Origin of the sequence: Enterobacter sp. BNK-8 (assembly GCF_048685095.1) — a bacterium.
Lineage (GTDB): Bacteria > Pseudomonadota > Gammaproteobacteria > Enterobacterales > Enterobacteriaceae > Enterobacter > Enterobacter quasiroggenkampii.
Genome location: NZ_JBLQTN010000001.1, coordinates 807,292 through 828,239 on the forward strand (window position 1 = coordinate 807,292; position 20,948 = coordinate 828,239).

16 protein-coding genes are annotated in these 20,948 nt (G+C 57.3%); 10 read left to right on the plus strand and 6 right to left on the minus strand.

The genetic code is table 11. The features are described from left to right. A complete protein-coding gene (betI, locus tag ACMGGU_RS03850; RefSeq protein WP_023343550.1) occupies positions 1–588 on the minus strand; it encodes a transcriptional regulator BetI in 588 nt (195 codons plus the stop codon). A gap of 128 nt (positions 589–716) precedes the next feature. Between betI and betT the strand changes: the two genes are divergently transcribed. From betT to ACMGGU_RS03885, 7 genes are all read left to right on the plus strand, one after another. After that, positions 717–2,750 (plus strand): choline BCCT transporter BetT, encoded by a 2,034-nt coding sequence (betT, locus tag ACMGGU_RS03855; RefSeq protein ID WP_045335450.1) that lies wholly within the window; start codon positions 717–719, stop codon positions 2,748–2,750. Positions 2,751–3,426: 676 nt separating this feature from the next. Continuing rightward, on the plus strand, positions 3,427–3,807 hold the full coding sequence (locus ACMGGU_RS03860) for a hypothetical protein (protein ID WP_025912684.1): 381 nt from the start codon (positions 3,427–3,429) through the stop codon (positions 3,805–3,807). A 33-nt stretch (positions 3,808–3,840) separates the two neighbouring features. After that, positions 3,841–4,437 (plus strand): hypothetical protein, encoded by a 597-nt coding sequence (locus ACMGGU_RS03865; protein WP_262765323.1) that lies wholly within the window; start codon positions 3,841–3,843, stop codon positions 4,435–4,437. Between the two features lie 103 nt (positions 4,438–4,540). Continuing rightward, entirely contained in the window at positions 4,541–5,095 is a 555-nt protein-coding gene (locus tag ACMGGU_RS03870; protein ID WP_262765321.1) for a fimbrial protein, read from the plus strand. A 60-nt stretch (positions 5,096–5,155) separates the two neighbouring features. Further along, on the plus strand, positions 5,156–5,833 hold the full coding sequence (locus tag ACMGGU_RS03875) for a molecular chaperone (RefSeq protein WP_262765535.1): 678 nt from the start codon (positions 5,156–5,158) through the stop codon (positions 5,831–5,833). A gap of 172 nt (positions 5,834–6,005) precedes the next feature. After that, positions 6,006–8,369 (plus strand): fimbria/pilus outer membrane usher protein, encoded by a 2,364-nt coding sequence (locus ACMGGU_RS03880; protein ID WP_395299869.1) that lies wholly within the window; start codon positions 6,006–6,008, stop codon positions 8,367–8,369. A gap of 77 nt (positions 8,370–8,446) precedes the next feature. Next, positions 8,447–9,427: a fimbrial protein gene (locus ACMGGU_RS03885; protein ID WP_262765316.1), complete on the plus strand. Its 981-nt coding sequence runs from the start codon at positions 8,447–8,449 to the stop codon at positions 9,425–9,427. A 161-nt stretch (positions 9,428–9,588) separates the two neighbouring features. On the opposite strand, the gene entD is transcribed toward ACMGGU_RS03885, so the two are convergent. Together entD and ACMGGU_RS03895 are read right to left on the minus strand one after the other, a co-directional pair. Next, on the minus strand, positions 9,589–10,230 hold the full coding sequence (gene entD, locus ACMGGU_RS03890) for an enterobactin synthase subunit EntD (RefSeq protein WP_395299870.1): 642 nt from the start codon (positions 10,228–10,230) through the stop codon (positions 9,589–9,591). Positions 10,231–10,392: 162 nt separating this feature from the next. Continuing rightward, positions 10,393–12,642: a TonB-dependent siderophore receptor gene (locus ACMGGU_RS03895; protein WP_420300265.1), complete on the minus strand. Its 2,250-nt coding sequence runs from the start codon at positions 12,640–12,642 to the stop codon at positions 10,393–10,395. Between the two features lie 144 nt (positions 12,643–12,786). Between ACMGGU_RS03895 and fes the strand changes: the two genes are divergently transcribed. The 3 genes from fes to entF are packed head-to-tail and all read left to right on the plus strand — an operon-like array spanning position 12,787 to position 18,063. Then, a complete protein-coding gene (gene fes / locus ACMGGU_RS03900) occupies positions 12,787–13,986 on the plus strand; it encodes an enterochelin esterase (RefSeq protein ID WP_262796913.1) in 1,200 nt (399 codons plus the stop codon). 10 nt (positions 13,987–13,996) lie between these two features. Next, positions 13,997–14,209 carry an MbtH family protein gene (locus tag ACMGGU_RS03905; RefSeq protein ID WP_045909628.1) on the plus strand — a complete coding sequence of 71 codons (213 nt, stop codon included), beginning with the start codon at positions 13,997–13,999 and terminating at the stop codon, positions 14,207–14,209. Continuing rightward, positions 14,206–18,063, plus strand: a complete 3,858-nt coding sequence (gene entF, locus ACMGGU_RS03910) for an enterobactin non-ribosomal peptide synthetase EntF (RefSeq protein ID WP_420300266.1) — start codon at positions 14,206–14,208, stop codon at positions 18,061–18,063. The genes ACMGGU_RS03905 and entF overlap by 4 nt, the downstream gene beginning before the upstream one ends. Before the next feature lie 51 nt (positions 18,064–18,114). Here entF and fepC read toward each other — a convergent pair whose 3' ends face one another. Genes fepC through fepD form a run of 3 tightly spaced genes read right to left on the minus strand, consistent with a single transcriptional unit; the run spans position 18,115 to position 20,899 of the window. Further along, positions 18,115–18,909 (minus strand): iron-enterobactin ABC transporter ATP-binding protein, encoded by a 795-nt coding sequence (fepC, locus tag ACMGGU_RS03915; protein ID WP_126534578.1) that lies wholly within the window; start codon positions 18,907–18,909, stop codon positions 18,115–18,117. Further along, positions 18,906–19,895, minus strand: coding sequence for an iron-enterobactin ABC transporter permease (gene fepG / locus ACMGGU_RS03920; protein ID WP_395299984.1), 990 nt, complete (start codon positions 19,893–19,895; stop codon positions 18,906–18,908). Before fepG ends, fepC begins: the two co-directional genes overlap by 4 nt. Then, positions 19,895–20,899 carry a Fe(3+)-siderophore ABC transporter permease gene (fepD, locus tag ACMGGU_RS03925; RefSeq protein WP_395299874.1) on the minus strand — a complete coding sequence of 335 codons (1,005 nt, stop codon included), beginning with the start codon at positions 20,897–20,899 and terminating at the stop codon, positions 19,895–19,897. The genes fepG and fepD overlap by 1 nt, the downstream gene beginning before the upstream one ends. Positions 20,900–20,948: the final 49 nt, after the last annotated feature.

Consider the following 20,948-nt stretch of genomic DNA (forward strand, 5'->3'; position numbering starts at 1 on the left):
TTATTCGGTCGGTAAATGCTGGCTGATAAAGTGGCTGGTCAGTGACTGCGCCAGGGTCTTATCCAGCGGCTTGCCGCTCAGCGCGGCGCGCAGCCACAGCCCGTCGATCAGCGCCGCCAGCCCATATCCCGCCTCCTGGGCCTGCTCGCGCGGAAGCTCGCGGCGGAACTCGTACACCAGGTTCGACAGCAGGCGGCGGCTGCTCACCTGCTGCAGGCGGTAGAGCATCGGCTGATGCATGCTGCTTGCCCAGAAGGCCAGCCAGGCCTTCATCGCCGCGCTGCTCACCTGGGTTTCATCAAAGTTACCGCCGACAATCGCCTGCAGACGCTGCTCCGCGCTGCCGTTCGGCAGGGCGTGCAGGCGGCTTAATACCGCATCGCGCAGCTGGCCGGTGATGTCGCGCATAGTCGCTTCCAGCAGGCCGTTTTTGTCTTTGAAATAGTGACTGATGATCCCCGTGGAAACGCCTGCCCGACGGGCGATCTGCGCGATCGTCGCGTCATGCATTCCCACTTCATTTATTGCTTCCAGCGTGGCGTCGATAAGCTGCCTGCGCCGGATCGGCTGCATCCCCACTTTGGGCATTTTTGCCACTCCATTCATCAGCGTTGGTTAACCATTAAAGCGGTTTTTGATTGGACGTTCAATATAAAATGTGTCTTAATTGTTGCGGATTTGGATTTTAATAGTTACAAAAATAGTGAGGATACTGGATGACAGACCTTTCACAGGACAGAGAAAAAGACAAAATCAACCCGGTCGTTTTTTATACGTCCGCCGGGCTGATTTTGTTGTTTTCCCTGACAACGATCTTCTTTCGCGATTTTTCTGCCGAGTGGATTGGACGCACCCTGAACTGGGTGTCAAAGACCTTCGGCTGGTACTACCTGCTGGCGGCGACGCTCTATATCGTCTTTGTGGTCTGCATTGCCTGCTCGCGCTTCGGCTCCGTTAAGCTCGGTCCCGAGCAGTCCAAGCCCGAGTTCAGCCTGCTGAGCTGGGCCGCGATGCTGTTTGCCGCGGGCATCGGCATCGACCTGATGTTCTTCTCCGTGGCGGAACCGGTCACGCAGTATATGCAGCCCCCGGAAGGGGCAGGGCAGACGATGGAGGCCGCACGCCAGGCGATGGTCTGGACGCTGTTCCACTACGGCCTGACCGGCTGGTCAATGTACGCCCTGATGGGGATGGCGCTGGGATACTTTAGCTATCGTTATAATTTGCCCCTCACCATCCGCTCCGCGCTGTACCCAATTTTCGGTAAAAAGATCAACGGCCCGATTGGCCACAGCGTCGACATTGCGGCGGTGATCGGCACCATCTTCGGCATCGCGACAACGCTCGGGATTGGCGTGGTGCAGCTCAACTACGGGCTGAGCGTGCTGTTTGATATTCCGGATTCGATGGCGGCGAAAGCGGCGCTGATTGCGCTCTCCGTCATTATCGCCACCATTTCGGTGACGTCGGGCGTCGATAAGGGCATCCGCGTGCTCTCCGAGCTGAACGTGGCGCTGGCGCTGGGCCTGATCCTGTTCGTGCTGTTTATGGGCGACACCTCATTCCTGCTCAATGCCTTAGTGCTGAACGTGGGCGACTACGTGAACCGCTTTATGGGCATGACGCTGAACAGCTTCGCCTTCGACCGCCCGGTGGAGTGGATGAACAACTGGACGCTTTTCTTCTGGGCGTGGTGGGTCGCGTGGTCGCCGTTTGTCGGCCTGTTCCTGGCGCGTATTTCACGTGGCCGCACCATCCGTCAGTTTGTTATGGGCACGCTGATTATCCCGTTCACCTTTACCCTGCTGTGGCTGTCGGTGTTCGGCAACAGCGCGCTCCATGAGATCATCCACGGCAACGCAACCTTTGCACAGGAAGCGATGGCGCACCCGGAGCGCGGCTTCTACAGCCTGCTGGCGCAGTACCCGGCGTTCACCTTTAGCGCTTCCGTGGCGACCATTACCGGCCTGCTGTTTTACGTCACCTCAGCGGATTCCGGCGCGCTGGTGCTGGGCAACTTCACCTCGAAGCTCAAAGACATCAACAGCGATGCGCCGAACTGGCTGCGCATCTTCTGGTCCGTCGCCATCGGCCTGCTGACGCTCGGCATGCTGATGACCAACGGCATCTCGGCGTTGCAGAACACCACGGTGATCATGGGGCTGCCGTTCAGCTTCGTTATCTTCTTCGTGATGGCCGGGCTGTATAAATCGCTCAAGGTGGAAGATTACCGCCGTGTCAGCGCCAGCCGCGACACCGCACCGCGTCCGATGGGGGCCCAGGACAGGCTGAGCTGGAAGAAACGCCTGTCGCGCCTGATGAACTACCCGGGCACGCGCTACACCAAACAGATGATGGAGACGGTCTGCTTCCCGGCAATGGAAGAGGTGGCGCAGGAGCTGAAGCTGCGCGGCGCCTACGTGGAGCTGAAAAACCTGCCGCCGGAGGAGGGCGAGACCCTGGGGCACCTGGACCTGCTGGTGCACATGGGCGACGAGCAGAATTTTGTCTACCAGATCTGGCCGCAGCAGTACTCGGTCCCCGGCTTTACCTACCGGGCGCGCAGCGGGAAGTCGACCTACTATCGGCTGGAGACCTTCCTGCTGGAAGGAAGTCAGGGGAATGATTTGATGGACTACAGCAAGGAGCAGGTGATTACGGATATTCTGGACCAGTATGAACGGCATCTGAACTTTATCCACCTGCACAGGGAAGCGCCGGGGAATAGCGTGATGTTCCCGGATACGTAAGTTACTTTTTTACAAACGCGCAATATAAGGCAAGTGTCTATCGGCACTTGCCTTTTTTATCTCTTGAGTTTGCTGGCAGAACTCATCACGGGAAGGGAAGAAGGAATGTGCCGGAATAATGTTAATTTTCATCAAAAAAATTGATCTGAGTGTGATTTCTCATGATGTGATTGATTTTTAATATGTTTTTTATTATTCACACGAGCGGGTGTTAGAGTTTTGTAAAGAAAATTCAGGTTTTGTATTGGGCGTTTTACTAAAACTCAAAGTTTTGTCATGAATAATCTTAAATTAACCCTATTAAGAAAAGGTTTAATTCCTTTTCTTTACTCTACTAACTTATTGATTTGATTTATTGATTGTTTTTTGTTTGGTTTTTTGTTCTGTTTTGTTAATTATAATGGATGAATATGCTTGTGTAATAATCGTGTTAAAAATTAGTGTTGGCTTTATACATTGTTTTATCAAAAGGATTTTTATACTTAATAATGTTACGTTAGCGGTTGAATATTTCTAATAGAGTCGAGATTGTGATTTTTTATCTTGATAAATCTGTCTCATTGTCACATTTTCTTCATTCAAATACCATCTTCTACAAATCAGGCGAACACTGATTACCCAGTGCGGAGGAGGAGATGTCAAAGAAATGAGAACGATAAGCCCCTAAGGAGTGGTTGTGCCTTTTGTCTCTGACGAACTTCTGTATGGATACACCATTTTCCAGCATCTGGAATACAGGCCAACAACGCGCACGCTAATTAATATCAAAAATGGCCGAATCAAAAGATTTGGTACAACGAAAGCCAGATTGTTTGAGTATTTATTGTCAGGAATGGATGAAGGAATTGTCTACGATAATGACATCATCGTACATGTTTTTGAGGATCATGGATTGCGGTGTTCCAGATCTTATCTACTGTCCATGATTAAAAAAATTCAAAATGCGTTTAATACCGTCGGCTTTGAGCGGTATCCCTTTGCAAGGGTTGATGGAAAAGCTTATGTAATCGATAGGTCTTGCTTAGAGCGCATATATGTTGTCAAAACTTCATCTTAATCATGTTATATGAATTAAAAAAAGGAATGAACGTTGACGACGCTATTGGTGTTCACTCGGAATTTTGCAATGAGGCAGGCCATTCAGGGCTTATCCTCAGCGGACAAAGCGGTATTCTTTTTTGATAACCGCCTTGAGTTTATCGTCTGTGCAACGATCCTGGATAAGCCTTGCATTTTGATTGATGCAATTGATGAAACAACAGATAACATAAGGTGGTTGTATTCTCGGCTCGCGGCCAGAGGATTATCGCGACGAACCTATTTTATTTCGCCAGAAGAAAACACAGGCAATAGCTATTTAAAACTCTTCTGGCTGGTTACGACGATCAAAGAGTTGAAGGCGCTTTGCGATCGCGCAGCGAAACTCCCCGCAACGGAAAAACCCTGGGAAGTAGCCGATGTTATTTACGACAGGTTATCGGTAAAGTTATCGCCAGAACATCTGGACTTTCTGATGTCGCTATACGATGTGGCGACCGGGAAATATCGTTGCAATGACCGCGATGACATAAATAAAAACTACTATTTAAGAAAGCGACTTGCATTAGGAAGCAGTTCAGAGATGAAACAGCTCATCGTTATTTTATCCACTCAGGCTTGTCACCATCCTTGTTTAAAATCAGCCTGACTGGGCAATAAATAATACATTAACTGGTTTAGCGGACTTATTCCGCTGTTCCTGCATTGACATGACGTCAATGCAGATAATGTTCAATCCTAAGGATAAAGCTATGCAAACTAAAGTTACCCGTGTAATTCGTAATGTCCTGGCGGCCGCTGCCGTGAGTGGAATCACCTTTGCCACTCAGGCGGCCGATGGAAAAATTAATTTCACCGGCACAATCCTTGATTCGGCCTGTACGATTGATACCAGTACGGCGAATCAGACCGTTAACCTTGGGAAAATCCCTAAAAGCTCGTTTAGCGCGGCCGGATCTGTTGCTGCTGCAACCCGCTTCAGCATTATGTTGAATAATTGCCCTGCGGCCGTTACCTCTGCATCCATTAAGTTTGATGGTACTGCAGACAGCTCTGACACCAGTATTCTTGCGCTGAATAGCGATCAAACGGCGAAAGGTGTAGGCGTTGCGTTTTATGAAGAGGACGGCATTACAGCGATCCCTCTGGCAACCCAGTCGAAGAGCATCACCCTTGACACCAGTGCAGGCGAAGATGCCGCAAATAGCAATAAGATGACCTTCGTGGCGAAATATAAGGCAACGCAGGCTGCCGTGGTGGCGGGTACTGCAAACGCGACGTCAGATTTTACCATCACCTATCAGTAATATCCCGGGCGTACCTAAGGTGCGCCCCGTTGTTTCTTGCTGAAATATTGGGAACGTATGATGAGTCAACTTATTCGAACGATTGCGTTATCAGGCGTTTGCCTGCTTTCTATACCGGTTCAGGCCAGCATAACCGTCGGGGGGACACGCTTAATTTATAATGGAAATGAAAGCGAAGCCTCACTCCCAGTGAGTAACAGTCGGGATGCCGTTCCCTATTTAATTCAGTCATGGGTTGAGTTAGGTGAAAACTCGAAGGAGAAGGTTTCTTTTATCGTCACGCCGCCCCTGTTCCGCCTCGACGGAGGCCATGAAAATACGCTGCGGATCATTTATACCGGTGAAAAAAAATTGCCTGATAATCGCGAATCTGTTTTTTGGCTAAACGTTAAGTCTATTCCCTCAATGACCCGGTCAGATGAAAATCGGCTGCTTATTGCCGTTAAGACGCGTATGAAAATTTTCTATCGCCCTGCGGCGCTGGCGTCTGAAAAATCTGGTGAGGCATGGACGAAATTAAAGTTTGAGACGCGCGGTGAACACCTGGTGATTAATAACCCAACGCCGTTCTACGTTTCTCTTTATTCATTAACGATTGGCAATAAAACGATTGCGCAGCCGCCGATGATTTCACCCTTTAGTTCCGCAACGGTGGCCGGCAGTGGAACGCAGGTGGCCTGGAAAGCCATAAATGATTTTGGTGGCGTAACGACAGAAAAGCGCCAGATGCTGAAATAAAAAATATTAACAATACGCTATGTCACTCGCGCAGGTAAGCAAAGTGAATACTGTTCCTTTTTCTCGATATGGTTTTTTCTCTGGCTCGTGGCCTAACCGCGTAAGTCGACTCTCGACGATAGCGCTTTTTATTTCGGGCGTTTTTCCCGCAGCTGCGGGCGAACTCTATTTTATGGCCGATGCGCTTGAAAAAACACACTCGACTTCTCAGGGCATAGATCTGGGCCGCTTCGAGCGGGGAGAGCAGTTACCCGGCACCTACAGGGTGGAAATATGGCTTAATGAAAATTATATCCGAACGGAAAATATCTCTTTTGTATCTGTTAACGGCGTCGGGCTGGCGCCGGAGCTTAACCGGAGCGTGCTGGAATCACTCGGTGTCAGGGTCAAGGCATTTCCTGAATTATCCATGCTACCTGCCGAGGCAATAATTACCGATCCCGGCGCCTTTATACCGGATGCCTCCACCCGGCTGGATTTTGACAGGCAGAGACTGGATATCTCTATCCCTCAATCGGCGCTTAACGCGCGGGCACGCGGCACCGTTGACCCGTCGCGCTGGGACCAGGGCATTTCTGCACTGCTGGTAAATTACAGCATCAACGGCTCGCGCAGCTGGAGCCGGGACGGCGAGACGCAGGATCAGCTTTACACCAATCTGCAAAGTGGTATTAATGCGGGGCCGTGGCGCCTGCGTAACTACAGCACTGTGACCACGAACAACGGAAAACAGCTGTTTTCGTCGTTGAATACGACCCTGAGCCGCGACGTCCAGTTTTTGAGAGGGCAGTTTCAGGTGGGTGAAAGCAGCACCCCCGGCGACGTGTTTGACAGCGTGATGTTTCGCGGCGCCCAAATTTTTTCCGATGACACTATGTTGCCGGAAAGCATGCGCGGTTTCGCCCCCATCATTCGGGGGATCGCCCGCACCAACGCCACGGTTACCGTGAAGCAAAACGGCTACACGGTTTATCAAACCTACGTGGCGCCTGGCAGCTTTATCATTCGCGATCTTTATCCTACGTCAGCGAGCGGCGACCTGGATATTGTCGTCACCGAAGCTGACGGCAGCGTCCAGCATTTCGTGCAACCTTTCTCCGCGGTTCCCGTCATGCTGCGGGAAGGCCGCGTGAAGTATGCGCTGAGCACAGGCGAGTTTCGAACGACGAAGCATGGGGCACATACGCCCACATTTGGCCTGGGCACGTTGGCTTATGGCCTCGCCAATAATCTCACGCTGTACGGTGGCGTCCTGGGGGCAAGTAACTATGCGTCCGGCGTGCTTGGTTCCGGCCTCAGCTTTGGCGATATAGGCTCACTATCGGCGGACGTTACCCTTGCCGAAAGCCAGCTCGTTGAGGAGAAAAATCGCCGCAGCCGGGGACAGTCCTATCGGGTGCAGTATTCAAAAACGGTGGCCACGACCGATACCACCGTGACGCTCGCAAGCTATCGCTACTCCACGGAAGGGTTTTATACCTTCCAGGAAGTGAATGAATTCAGCAGCCAGCGCTACAACAAGCGAAGCCGATTGCAGCTCAACCTCAGCCAGTCGCTGCAAAGCTGGGGAAATTTTTATATTTCGGCATACCAGCAGGACTACTGGGGCAGACAGGGCTATGAGCGCAACGTCAGCACCGGCTTTAACACCAGTATTCGCGATATCAATTACTCGCTCGGCTACACCTACAGCGAAACGCCGGGCAAAGACCGTAGGGACCAGATTGTAGCCTTTAACTTACAGGTGCCGCTGAGCAAATGGCTGCCGCAAAGCTGGGCCAGCTATAGCGTGAATATGCAAAAGAACGGTCCGGAGACGCACCTGGTGGGGCTGAGCGGCACCGCACTCTCTGATAATAACCTGAGCTACCTTGTCCAGCAGGGCTATACGTCGTCTGGCGGAGAATCGAGAAGTTCCCTAAGCGGAACCTATAAAGGCGGCTACGGTACCGTAAGCGCAGGCTACAACTACAGCCGACAGAACAGTCAGCTGAACTTCGGCCTGCAGGGGGGGGTTGTCGGCCACGAGCATGGCGTGACGTTCTCTCAGCCGCTGGGGGATACCATTGTGCTGCTAGAAGCGCAGGGCGCATCAGGCGTGAGCGTGCGCAATAACCCTGGCGTTAAAACGGACTGGCGCGGATATGCGGTAGTGCCCTATGCCAGCGCTTATCAGGAAAACCGGATTGCGATAGACATCGGTTCGCTGAGGCCGGACGTGGATGTGGACGAATCCGTAGTCAACGTCGTACCTACGCGCGGTGCCGTGGTGCGCGCGACGTTCAAAGCGAGAACAGGGTTCCGTGCTCTGATAACGTTGCTGTATCAGAACTCGCCGGTGCCCTTTGGGGCCATGGTAAAGCTTAACGGAAGCGATGCGATGAGTATTGTTGGGAGCGACGGAGAGGTCTATATGAGCGGCCTGAACGACGGTGACAGCATAACGGTACAGTGGGGAGCGAAAACCTGTCGCGCCAAAATAAACTTGAACGCCTTACCGGGTAAAATTCAGCGTACCGCTGCGACGTGTCGTTAAATTTCTCATTGCGTTAATACGTATTATTACTTTTACGAGAGAAGGCCTACGCCTTGCCTGAAATGAAGGAACATATCATGTCCACCGTATTTAAAATCGCGACGGCAGCCGTGGGATGCGCTGTCTCTCTGAATGCCTTTGCGCTGTGTTCTGCAAACGACGTAGCGGTCAACTTCGATCACAATATTGTCGTTCAGCGGGATGCGCCGGTTGGAACGGTATTAGCAACGATAATCACCAGTAACCCCATAAAATGTGACCCTGAGGGTCAGCAAATCGGATATGATGGCTCGTGGTTTATTCAGCTCTCCGGGGCGAATACGGATTACGGCGCCTCGCCGCTGGCAAACGTGCGGGCGACAGAGGTTCCGGGTATTGGCATCCGGTGGAAGAACTTTTCCAGCACCACGCAAAGTAGCGAATTTGTCACCAGAATGGACCTTAATAACCCGAACTGGAGGCGAGGGATCCTCCAGGATGGTGTATCAACGTTCACGGATACTTTTGAGCTGATCAAAACCAGCACTACCCCGGAGACGGGCTCAATACCCGCTCAGGCGCTAAATATGGAATACAGTACTCCGAGAAGTAATAACATTATGCGCCTACCGCTTTTTAAATATATATTTTCGCCGATGAATATAAGCACTGCATCCTGTCAGATTGAAGATAAAAATTTGAATATCAATATGGGAATTGCGCTATTACCGAAGTTTAACGGCGTCGGCAGCACCCAGAATCAGGTGACATTTTCCATACCACTTATCTGTAGTGCACAGACCGCAGTGAATGTGACGTTGGATAATGTCAGCCCGCTTGCCGATCCTGTTAACGGAGTATTGGGGTTAAACAGCAGTTCGACGGCTACAGGTTTGGGCATTCAGCTAAAATATAACGATTCGCCCGTGCAGTTCGGCAAGCTTATTAAATACGGCACGACGACCTCGGCAGGAGAAATCGTCAATATTCCCTTTAAGGCCGCGTATTATATGACCTCTGCGAATGCTCGATCAGGCTCGGTGAGCGCCACGGCGTCGTTTACTATGACCTATCGTTAACGCATTATTTGAAATACCCTCGCATCCGGTCTGTTCTGCGCGGTTTCCACCGAATGCCTGAAAGATAACACCTGAATCAAGCAGAATGGGTTATGGGGATCATTTTTTCCGGCATGTTTGGTGTCGGGTTGAGCCTCTGCATTCCCGTCGGCAGGAGAGCCTTACAGCAGGGTGATCGCCTGTTCGCCGTGCTGTCGCCAGTGAAGGGTGAAGGCGGTGGCGTTGGCATGTCCTGCGCGTTGAAGGGTTAATGCCAGGGTAAGCGTTTTATCGTCGAGCTGTGTGACGCGAGTACTGTCAAACCCCATCCAGGACTGTACCTTCGGAAAGAGGGCTTTGAACAGGCTCTCTTTGGCGCTAAACGCCAGCGTCAGGGCGAGGGTGAACGGAAAACCTGAGCAGGAAAGGACGATCTCTTCCTGGGCATCAATGACGCCGTCTTTTATTTCCTGAGCTTCATTCTCGGAGAGGATCGTTTCGCAATCGATGCCGATAATCGCCGGATGGTCGCATGTCACAACCGCCATCGCCTGCGTGCCGCTGTGGGTGATGCTTCCTGAAACGCCTTCCGGCCAGAGCGGTTCACCGCTGGGGCCGATGCCGGGCACGGTGTGGTCAGGTAAGGCATGCGCGGCGGCGATGCGGCCTGCCAGATGCTCGGCTTTGCGTTTGCGCCCGGCGTTTGCAAGCTCGGCGTGGTGGGGGAGCCAGAGGAGATCGGCGTCGGTGAAGGTGGTTGGGTCGAAGGTGACGTGGTGAACGGTGTGGCCGGCGAGAATGAACGTGGTGTGGATTGTGTGCATGGTTTTTCCTTCAGAATTGTGCGGCCTGATGCCCTCACCCCGGCCCTCTCCCACGGGGAGAGGGAGCAAACACTAAAAACGGCAACGGGGTTGCCGTTTTGCTTTCACCTCGTCCTCACCCCAGCCCTCTCCCACAGGGAGAGGGAGGCGTTGTTGCCTTTATCAGAAACGCGTATTCACGCTCATATACCACGTGCGGCCTGGCTCATTATAGGTATAAGCCCCCGCGCCGTACATATACGCACCGGTGGTGGCGTTGCCCGTGGTCTGGGCATTACCCGCGCGCCACTGGCGCTTGTCGAAGACGTTATCCACGCCGCCGGTCAGGCTGACGTTTTTGGTCATGTCCCAGGTTGCGCTCAGACCCATGATGCTGTACGGGCTGACTTCGTCTTTCTCAGACCCGGTGACAGGCTGACCTTTGTAGTTGTACTTCTTCGGCTGCTGCTTGCCGTACCAGGTAAAGGTCGACTGGAGCGACACGTCCTGATGCACCTGCCAGCTCAGAGTGGAGTTCAGCGTGTACTCCGGAATGATCGACAGACGGTCGCCGGTCTCCTTGTTCTTGCTCTGCAGCATGTAGGTGATGTTGTTGGTCCAGTTAATCGTGTCGCTGACCGGCACGTTCAGGGAGCCTTCCAGACCTTCAACCACCGCCTTCGGCACGTTTTCCCACTGGTAGATATCCGTCTGCACTTTACCGGAAGAAGTGTGACCAATCGGCGCGTAGCCCGCTTCAATCTTGTCGCGGTAGTCGTTGCGGAACCAGGTGACGCCCGCCAGCCAGCCGTCGTGTTTCCACTCCAGGCCAATCTCTTTGTTGATGCTGGTTTCGGCCTTCAGGTCGTCGTTACCCATCATGTAGCAGCCCACGCCGTCGGAGCTGGCGTAGCAGCCCTGGCCTTTGCTGTAGAGCAGGTAGTTCGGGTTGGTCTGGTACAGGCTCGGCGCCTTATAGGCGCGGGCGATCCCCATCTTCAGCGTGAAGTCATCCCCCAGACCCTGCGACAGGTTAAGTGACGGGCTCCAGTTGTTGCCGACGATGGTGTGATGGTCGAAGCGCAGGGCAGGGGTCAGCATGGTGCTGTCGGTCAGCTCCATGTTGTTTTCGGCGAACAGAGAGAAAATCTCTGCCGACGTGTACGGGCTGCGGTCATTGCTCATGCCCGGAATGGTGCCGCCCTGCTGGGTTTGGGTGAAGGAGGTTGAGTCCTTCATGCGCTGCTGGTTCCACTCGGTGCCGAGCGTCAGGTTCTGGTTAACGAGGAAATCAATCGGCAGGTTGATTTCACTGTGCAGCATCACGTCTGCCAGATCGGTGTCGGTGAATTTATTACTGTTGAACAGGCCTTCCAGACCGCCCGCCAGCCCTTCGCCCAGACGGGAGTTGCGGGTGTGCTCGTACTGCGCCCAGTTGCTGGTGGTAATGCCGTTATCCCAGCCGCCGTTCCAGGTCACCGCGAAGTTCTGGCGATAGATACGGTTGGTCTCTTTGCCGTAGTTCTTTTTCACCAGGCCGCTGGAGCTGTTGTCGTTGTTGGTGTTCTGGGTATCACCGGCGTAGAGGTTATTCTGACGGCTATAGCCCGCCTCAAATTCCAGAGACTGCATCGGCGCAAAGTCCCAGCGCACCACGCCGTTGATGTCTTTATTTTCCACCCCTTCACGGCCCGCGGGCAGCGTGTCGGCGTAGGCACCGGTTCGGTCAGACTGATGACCCTGGTTGATGTCCCACGCGTCGGCCTGGGTTTTGTCCAGATTGCCGAACATGCTGAAGCTGAAGTCGCCGCCCAGCGGGCCGCTCAGGCTGAAGTTGGTGCGTTTGGTGGAACCTTCATCCTTGTGCTCAGGCGCATTCAGGTAGGTATTCCAGGAGCCGTGCCACTGGTCGTCGAATTTTTTGGTGATGATGTTCACCACGCCACCTGCCGCGCCGTTGCCATAGCGCGCGGCGGCCGGACCGCGGATCACTTCGATGCGCTCGATCATCTCCGGCGGCACCCAGCCGGTATCGCCGCGGGTGTCGCGCTCGCCGCGCCAGCCCAGACGGATGGAGTTACGGCTGGTCACCGGCTTACCGTCGATCAGGATCAGGGTGTTTTCTGGCCCCATGCCGCGGATATCAATCTGACGGTTATTCCCGCGCTGGCCGCTGGTGGAGTTACCGGTCAGGTTAACGCCTGGCATGGTGCGGATGATTTCAGCCACGTCCCGCGCGGGCGGGTTTTTACGTATCTCATCGGCGGTGATGGTCGATACCCCCGGCGCCTGCAGATTCTGCTCGGCGGCGGTGATCACCATCGTGTCTTCGTGCTGCGCAGAGGCGGAGTTGTCGTCTGCCAGAGCGGGCAGCGCGACGCCGTAAATCCCTAAATTGACCAGCAAGGCCAGAGAGTGAATCTTCTTATTCATTGTACGTCCTGCTTTTGTGGTTGTTTTATGAGCGCTTCCCACAGCGCGGGCACTACGCTATTGCAAATGCAAATAGTTATCAATAATATTATCAATAAAATTTGCTCTGAAACAAAAAAGACTGTTAAACATGAGGTTATAAGGGTGACGGCGTTAACAACGGGAAGTGAAGCGTGGTGGCAGTCGAAAAACGGGCCTGAATGGACGCCGGAAAAGGGAAACTATCGCGTCACGTTCTGGTGGCGTGACCCGGCAGGAACGCAAAGAACGTCACCGATCAAACGCGTCTGGCTCTACGTCACCGGCGTGACCGATCACCACCAAAATGCCCGCCCGCAGTCTCTCGAACGCATTCCCGATACCGACGTCTGGCAGTGGCAGGGCGAGTTCAGCCCCGAGTGGCGCGGAAGCTACTGTTTTATCCCTTCCGTGAATGAAAACGATTTTGCCAGTGTCGTGTTTGAAGGCGAGCAGCCGGAGCGCATGGCGCTTCGCGAAGGGTGGCGCAAGCTGCTGCCGCACGCGGTTTCCGACCCGCTGAATCCGCAAAGCTGGCGCGGCGGGCGCGGCCATGCCGTCTCCGCGCTGGAGATGCCGGGCGCGCCGGTTCAGCCGGGGTGGAATCATCCCGATACGCCGTATCAGCCGCCAGTCTGCATTGAGTGGGAAAGCGCGCGCCTGAAAAATCGCCGTCGCGTCTGGATTTTCACTACCGGGGATCATAGCCCGGAACGCCCGCTGGCGGTGCTGCTCGACGGGCAGTTCTGGGCCGAAAGCATGCCGGTCTGGCCTGCACTGGCGTCGCTCACCGCCGAGCGCAAATTACCGCCTGCGGTCTACGTCTTAATCGATGTTATCGACATGGAGCATCGGAACCGCGAGCTGCCGTGCAATCCCGATTTCTGGCTGGCGGTGCAGGAAGAACTTCTCCCCCTTGTTAAAAAACGCGTGCCGTTTAGCGACCGCGCCGACCGTACGGTGGTGGCTGGCCAGAGCTTTGGCGGTCTCGCGTCGCTTTATGCTGGCCTCCACTGGCCGCAGCGTTTTGGCTGCGTGCTTAGCCAGTCCGGCTCTTACTGGTGGCCACACCGCGGCGGCCAGCAGGACGGGCTGTTAATCGAACAACTTAAAGCCGGTGAAATATCTCCTCGCGGGCTACGCATCATTCTTGAAGCCGGGCGCAACGAGCCGCTCATCTTCCGCGCGAATCAGGCGATTTACGCCGAACTGCACATACACCAACCGGTTATCTGGCGTCAGGTTGACGGCGGACACGATGCGCTTTGCTGGCGCGGTGGGCTGACGCAGGGGCTGATGACCCTCTGGCAGCCGCTTATTCACTAACGGAGTCTGTATGGAATTCAGCAATCCTTTCGATAATCCGCAGGGACAGTTCGCCATTTTGCAAAACGACCAGGGGCAGTACAGCCTGTGGCCGCAGCAGTGCGAACTGCCGGCAGGGTGGCGCGTGGTGTGCGAAGCACAGTCGCAGGAGGCGTGCCAGCAGTGGCTTGCCGGGCACTGGCAAACGCTTGAGCCGTCTTACTTTGTGGGGGAGAAAGCATGAACCGTCTTCCTCTCGTCGCCGCCCAGCTGGGGATCTGGATGGCGGAACAGCTGTCCACGCTGCCAAACGCCTGGAGCGTGGCGCACTACACCGAGCTGAAAGGCAATATCGATGCGCCACTGCTGGTTAAAGCCATTGCGGAAGGCATGCTGCAGGCCGATACCCTGCGCATGCGTTTTGCAGAAGAAAACGGTGAGGTGTGGCAGTGGGTGGATGAGACCTTCATTCTGCCGGAACCGTCCGTTGTTCGCGTTGATTCCCACGCCGCCGCCGTGGCGCTGATGGAATCCGATCTTAACCAGAACCTGCGCGTCGACAGCGGTCAGCCGCTGGCGTTTCACCAGCTGATTCAGGTCGGTGACAACCACTGGTACTGGTATCAGCGCTATCATCATCTGGTAGTGGATGGCTTCAGCTTCCCGGCCATTACCCGCCAGATCGCCGCAATTTATGCCGCGTGGAAAAAGGGCGACCCCACGCCTGAATCCCCGTTTACCCCATTTGCAGAGGTGGTGGACGAGTACCAGCGCTATCGCGACAGCGAGGCGTACCAGCGCGACGGCGCGTTCTGGGCCGAGCAGCGCAAACAGCTGCCTTCTCCGGTCTCGCTCTCCTCCGCGCCGCTGCCGGGTCGTGCCGCGACAACGGATATCCTGCGCCTGAAAATCGCCGCCGACGGTCGTGCTTTTAGCCAGCTTGCGCAGGCGGCAGAAAACGTACAGCGCACCGACCTGGCGCTTGCGCTGGTGGCGCTGTGGCTGGGGCGCCTCACCGGACGGCTGGACTACGCCGCCGGGTTTATCTTTATGCGAAGGATGGGGTCCGCAGCCCTGACCGCGACCGGACCGGTGCTTAACGTCCTGCCGCTGGCGGTCAATATCGATCCGCAGGAGAGCCTGCCCTCGCTGGCGCTGCGCCTGGCGAACCAGCTGAAAAAAATGCGCCGCCACCAGCGCTACGACGCTGAGCAGATCGTGCGCGACAGTGGGAAAGCTGCGGGCGATGAAGCGCTGTTCGGCCCGGTGCTGAACGTGAAAGTGTTCGACTACCAGCTGGATATCGACGGCGTGGAGGCCATCACCCACACGCTGGCGACCGGCCCGGTGAACGATCTGGAACTGGCGCTGTTCCCGGACGAGCAGGGCGGGTTGAGCATTGAGATCATCGCCAATAAACAGCGCTACGACGAGGCGACGCTGACGCGTCACGTCGCGCGCCTGAACGCGATGCTGAGGCAATTTGCGGCCAACCCGGACCTGCGCTGCGGCGAGGTGGAAACCGTTTCAGAACAGGAATACGCAAAGCTCGCACGCATCAACGATACCGGACTGGCGCTGCCGTCCACTACGCTCGCGGATCTGGTGGCGGAACAGGCGAGCAAAACGCCAGATGCCCCGGCGCTGGCGGATGCGCACGTTGAGCTGAACTATCGCCAGATGCGCGAGCAGGTCGTCGCGCTGGCAAATCTGCTGCGCGCGCGCGGCGTGAAGCCGGGCGACAGCGTGGCGGTGGCCCTGCCGCGCTCGGTATTCCTGACGTTAGCGCTGCACGGCATTGTGGAGGCGGGCGCCGCGTGGCTGCCGCTCGACACCGGCTACCCGGACGATCGCCTGCGGATGATGCTGGAGGATGCGAAGCCGTCCCTGCTCATTACCACTGACGAACAGCTTCCGCGCTTTAGCGATCTCTCCGTCGAGACGTTTAGTTACAACACACTATTACCGACCGCGGGTGCTGAACCGCTGCGGCTGGCGAAGCCGGAGCAGACGGCGTACATCATCTTTACCTCCGGCTCGACCGGGCGTCCAAAAGGGGTCATGGTCGGCCATACCGCCATCGTTAACCGCCTGAAGTGGATGCAGGATCATTATCCACTGACGTCGTTTGACGTAGTGGCGCAGAAAACGCCGTGCAGCTTTGACGTGTCGGTGTGGGAGTTCTGGTGGCCGTTTATCGCCGGGGCGAAGCTGGTGATGGCCGAGCCGGACGCGCACCGCGATCCGCAGGCGATGCAAAGCTTCTTCTCCCACTATGGCGTGACCACTACCCACTTCGTGCCGTCGATGCTGGCGGCGTTTGTTGCCTCGCTGACGCCGGAAAACGTCGACTGCTGCAAAACGCTTAAGCAAGTGTTCTGCAGCGGCGAAGCGCTGCCGACGGCGCTGTGCCGCGAGTGGGAAGAGCTGACCCGCGTGCCGCTGCACAATCTTTATGGCCCGACGGAAGCGGCGGTGGACGTCAGCTGGTATCCGGCGTTTGGGCCTGAGCTGGCGGCGGTGGAAGGCAACAGCGTGCCGATCGGCTTCCCGGTGTGGAATACGGGGCTGCGCATTCTGGATGCGATGATGCGCCCGGTACCGTTCGGCGTGGCGGGCGATCTCTACCTCACCGGCATCCAGCTGGCGCAGGGGTATCTGGGACGCCCCGATCTCACCGCCAGCCGCTTTATCGCCGACCTGTTTGCGCCGGGCGAGCGGATGTACCGCACCGGAGACGTTGCCCGCTGGCTGGATAACGGCGCGGTGGAATATCTGGGCCGCAGCGACGACCAGCTTAAAATTCGCGGCCAGCGCATCGAGCTGGGTGAAATCGACCGGGCGATGCTGTCGCTGCCGGACGTGGCCCAGGCCGTGGCGCACGCCTGCGTCTTCAACCAGGCGGCGGCAACGGGCGGCGATGCCCGCCAGCTGGTGGGGTACGTGGTTTCTGAATCCGGCTTACCGCTGGACCGCGACGCGCTGCTGGAATCGCTCAAAGCCCAGCTGCCGCCGCATATGGTGCCGGTGGTGCTGCTGCAAATCAGCGCGCTGCCGCTGAGCGCCAACGGCAAGCTGGATCGCAAGGCGCTGCCGCTGCCGGAACTGACCGGTAAAACGTCCGGACGGGCCCCGGAAAGCGAAACCGAAATCGCCGTCGCGCAGGCGTTTGCTGCGCTGCTGGGCTGCGAGATCAACGACATTGAGGCGGATTTCTTTGCCCTCGGCGGCCACTCGCTGCTGGCTATGCGTCTGGCGGCACAGCTTAGCCGTGCGTTCAACCGCAAGGTCACGCCGGGGCAGATTATGGTCGCCTCGACGGTCAGCAAGCTTAGCGCCCTGCTGGACTCGCAGATGAGCGACGAGCAGGCGCAGCGTCTGGGGTATGAAACGCTTCTGCCGCTGCGTGAGGGCGACGGCCCGACGCTGTTCTGCTTCCATCCGGCGTCCGGCTTTGCCTGGCAGTTTAGCGTGCTGGCGCGCTACCTCAGCCCGCGCTGGTCAATCGTCGGCATTCAGTCGCCGCGCCCGGACGGGCCGATGCAGGAAAGTGCGGATCTGGATGGGGTGATCGAGCGCCACCTGTCTACGTTACGTAAGCAGCAGCCGCAGGGGCCGTATTACCTGTTCGGTTATTCCCTCGGCGGCACGCTGGCGCAGGGGATTGCGGCCCGCCTGCGCGGGCAGGGTGAAGCGGTTTCGTTCCTCGGCCTGCTGGATACCTGGCCGCCGGAAACCCAGAACTGGGCGGAAAAAGAGGCTAACGGCCTCGACCCGGCGGTGCTGGCAGAGATCGAGCGGGAACGTCAGGCGTTTATCGCCGCCCAGCAGGGGCAGGGCTCCAGCGAGCTGTTTAACGCCATTGAAGGCAACTACGCCGACGCGGTGCGGCTGCTCACCACGGCACACAGCGCGCGCTTTGACGGCAAAGCGACGCTGTTTGTCGCCGAGCGCACGCGAACCATGGATCCGCAGGCGGCCTGGGCGCCGTGGGTGGCGGAGCTTGAGGTGTACAGCCAGGATTGCGCCCACGTGGATATCATTTCACCGCAGGCGTTTGAGAAGATAGGGCCGGTGTTGAAGAATATTTTGGGGTAACGTCAAAAGCGCCGGGTGTAGGCCGGGTAAGGCGTAGCCGCCACCCGGCAATTACCGTCGACCTAACGGCACCACCAGCGGCGTGCCCGCCACCGGATCGTTGATTATCATGCAGCGCAGGCCGTAGATCCGCGCGATCAGCTCCGGCGTAACAATCTCCTTCGGCGCGCCCTGCGCCACAATCTCCCCGTCTCGCAAGGCAATCAGGTGCGTGGCATAGCGGCACGCCTGGTTTAAATCGTGCAGTACCGCCGCCAGGGTGTACCCCTGCGCGCGGTTCAGCTCGCTCAGCAGCTCCAGCAGGTCAATCTGGTGGCTGATATCCAGCCACGTTGTCGGCTCGTCCAGCAGCATGATGGAGGTCTCCTGCGCCAGCACCATCGCGATCCACGCGCGCTGACGCTGTCCGCCGGAAAGGGTATCCACGCTTTGCTGAGCGAGATCGGTAATGCCCGTCGCCCGCATCGCGCGGTTCACCGCCTCGTCATCTTCCTTGCGCCAGCGGGTAAACAGCGGCTGGTGCGGATAGCGTCCGCGCGAGACCAGCTCCTGCACCGTGATGTCCCCCGGCGTGGTGGCGTTTTGCGCCAGCAGCCCGATGCGCCTGGCCACCTCTTTGCTGGCGAAGCGCTGGATCTGCTCGCCGTCGAGAAGCACGCTCCCCGCAACCGGCGTCATCAGGCGGCTCAGTGTGCGCAGCAGGGTCGATTTTCCGCAGCCGTTCGGGCCGATAATCGCCGTGAAGTGGCCGTCCGGAATGGCGACGGATAAATCACGGGCAATAATTTTTTTGCCGTAACCGAGGGTGAGATTTTCGCCGCGCAAGCGGGTGGTTGAATCTGTCATTTCTTGCGTGACTCCTGAACGAGCAAGACGATAAGGTAAATGCCGCCGAGGCTGACGGTCACCACGCCCACTGGAAGCTGGTAAGGCATAAACAGCCGCTGGGCGCAGAGATCGGCGGCCAGCAGCAGCAGCGCGCCGCACAGCGCCGCCTGAGTTAATCCCCAGCGCGCCGTCCCGCTTAGACGTCGTGCGATATGCGGCGCGACAAGGGCGATAAACGATATCGGCCCGGCGATGGCGGTGGAGGCGGCGGTCAGCAGTACGGCGACCAGCATCAGCATCAGGCGCGAGCGCTCAACGCCCACGCCCAGCGCGCAGGCGCTGTCGTCGCCCATCTCCAGCAGCCGCATGCGCCGTACCAGCAGCAGCGCGCCGATAAACATCAGCACAATCAGCGGTGCCGCGGGCCAGGTTTTGCCCCACGTCAGGCCGTTGAGGGAGCCCGCGTACCACAGCCCGGCGGAAAGCGCCGTTTCCAGCGAGGCCTGCAGCAGCAGCCATGTGTTAAAGGCCATCAGCATCGCACGGATGCCGATACCGATAATGATCAGTCGGAAGGTGTCGATGCCGTTGCGCCAGGCCAACAGCCAGATAACCAGCGACGTCAGAATGCCGCCCGCCATCGCCGTAAAGGTGATGGCCGTCAGGTGCTGGCCGAACAGCACCATCGCCACCAGCACGCCGCTCCAGGCCCCGGTATTGAGGCCCATCACGTCCGGGCTGCCGAGCGGGTTGCGCATCAGCGACTGGAAGATCGCGCCGCTGACCCCGAGCGCCGCGCCCACCAGAATGGCCATCGCCACGCGCGGCAGTCGCCATTCGGTGACAACCAGGGTGATATTGCGCGGCGCGCTGCCGAGCAGGGCGTCAAACACCTGGGTGAAATCAAGCGTCACCGCGCCGCTGCGCAGGCTCCACGTTGCCAGCAGCAGAATGGCGATAACCAGCAGGGAGACGCAGGCGACTAAACGCCGGGAGGGAGCCATCATGCGCCACCTCCGCGTCTACGGCGTACCAGGAAAATCAGCATCGGCGCACCGATAAAGGCGCTGACCACCGAGACGCGCAGCTCGCCGGGCACCAGCAGGCGGCCCAGCACGTCGGCAAACAGCAGCAGGGCAGGGGTCGCCAGCAGCGTGACGGGCAGGGACCAGCGGTGATCCGCCCCCACCAGCCAGCGCGCCATATGGGGCATCATCAGGCCGATAAAGGCAATCGGGCCAACCACGGCGGTCGCGCTGCCGCACAGGACGGTGATGGCCAGCAGGCCCGTCAGCTGCGTGCGCGCCACGCGGTTGCCTAGGGCGGTGGCGGTGTCGCTGCCGAGGCTCAGGCTGTTCAGCGCCCGGCTTAACGACAGCGCTACGACGACGGCAATCATCACCGGGATCGCCACCACTTTCAGGGTTTCAAGGGTGCGGATATCCAGCGAGCCGGCCTGCCAGAAGCGCAGCTGGTCGTAAACGTCCGGGTTGAGCAGGGCGATGCCGTTGGACAAGCCTTCCAGCACCGCGGCAAGCGCCACGCCCGCCAGCGTCAGGCGTACCGGGCTCAGCTGCCCGCCGCCCTGGCTGCCGGTAAACGCCACCACCAGCGAGGCGGCCAGCGCGCCGCAAAAGGCCATCACCAGCTGTTCAGAGGGCGACGTCAAACCGAACAGCGCCGCGCCGAGCACGATGGCAAAGCTGGCACCGGAGTTCACGCCGAGAATGCCGGGGTCCGCCAGCGGGTTACGGGTAAGGGTTTGCATCAACGCACCGGCAAGGCCGAGCGCGCCGCCGGCCAGCAGTCCGGCAAGGGTGCGGGGCAGACGGGCGTCGAGCACGATGACGCAGTCGGCGCTCTGACAGGTGCCGGAGAGCGCATCAACGATAACGGAGGCGGGCAGCGGCTTGGCGCCGACCAGCAGGCTGAGCGCAATCGCCAGGCTCAATAGCAGCAATAAAACGGGCACGGCAATGGCGCGCACCGAAGAAGAGGAAAACGACATAGCAACATCCATGATTTGATAATGATAGTGATTATCGTTATCTATCTTA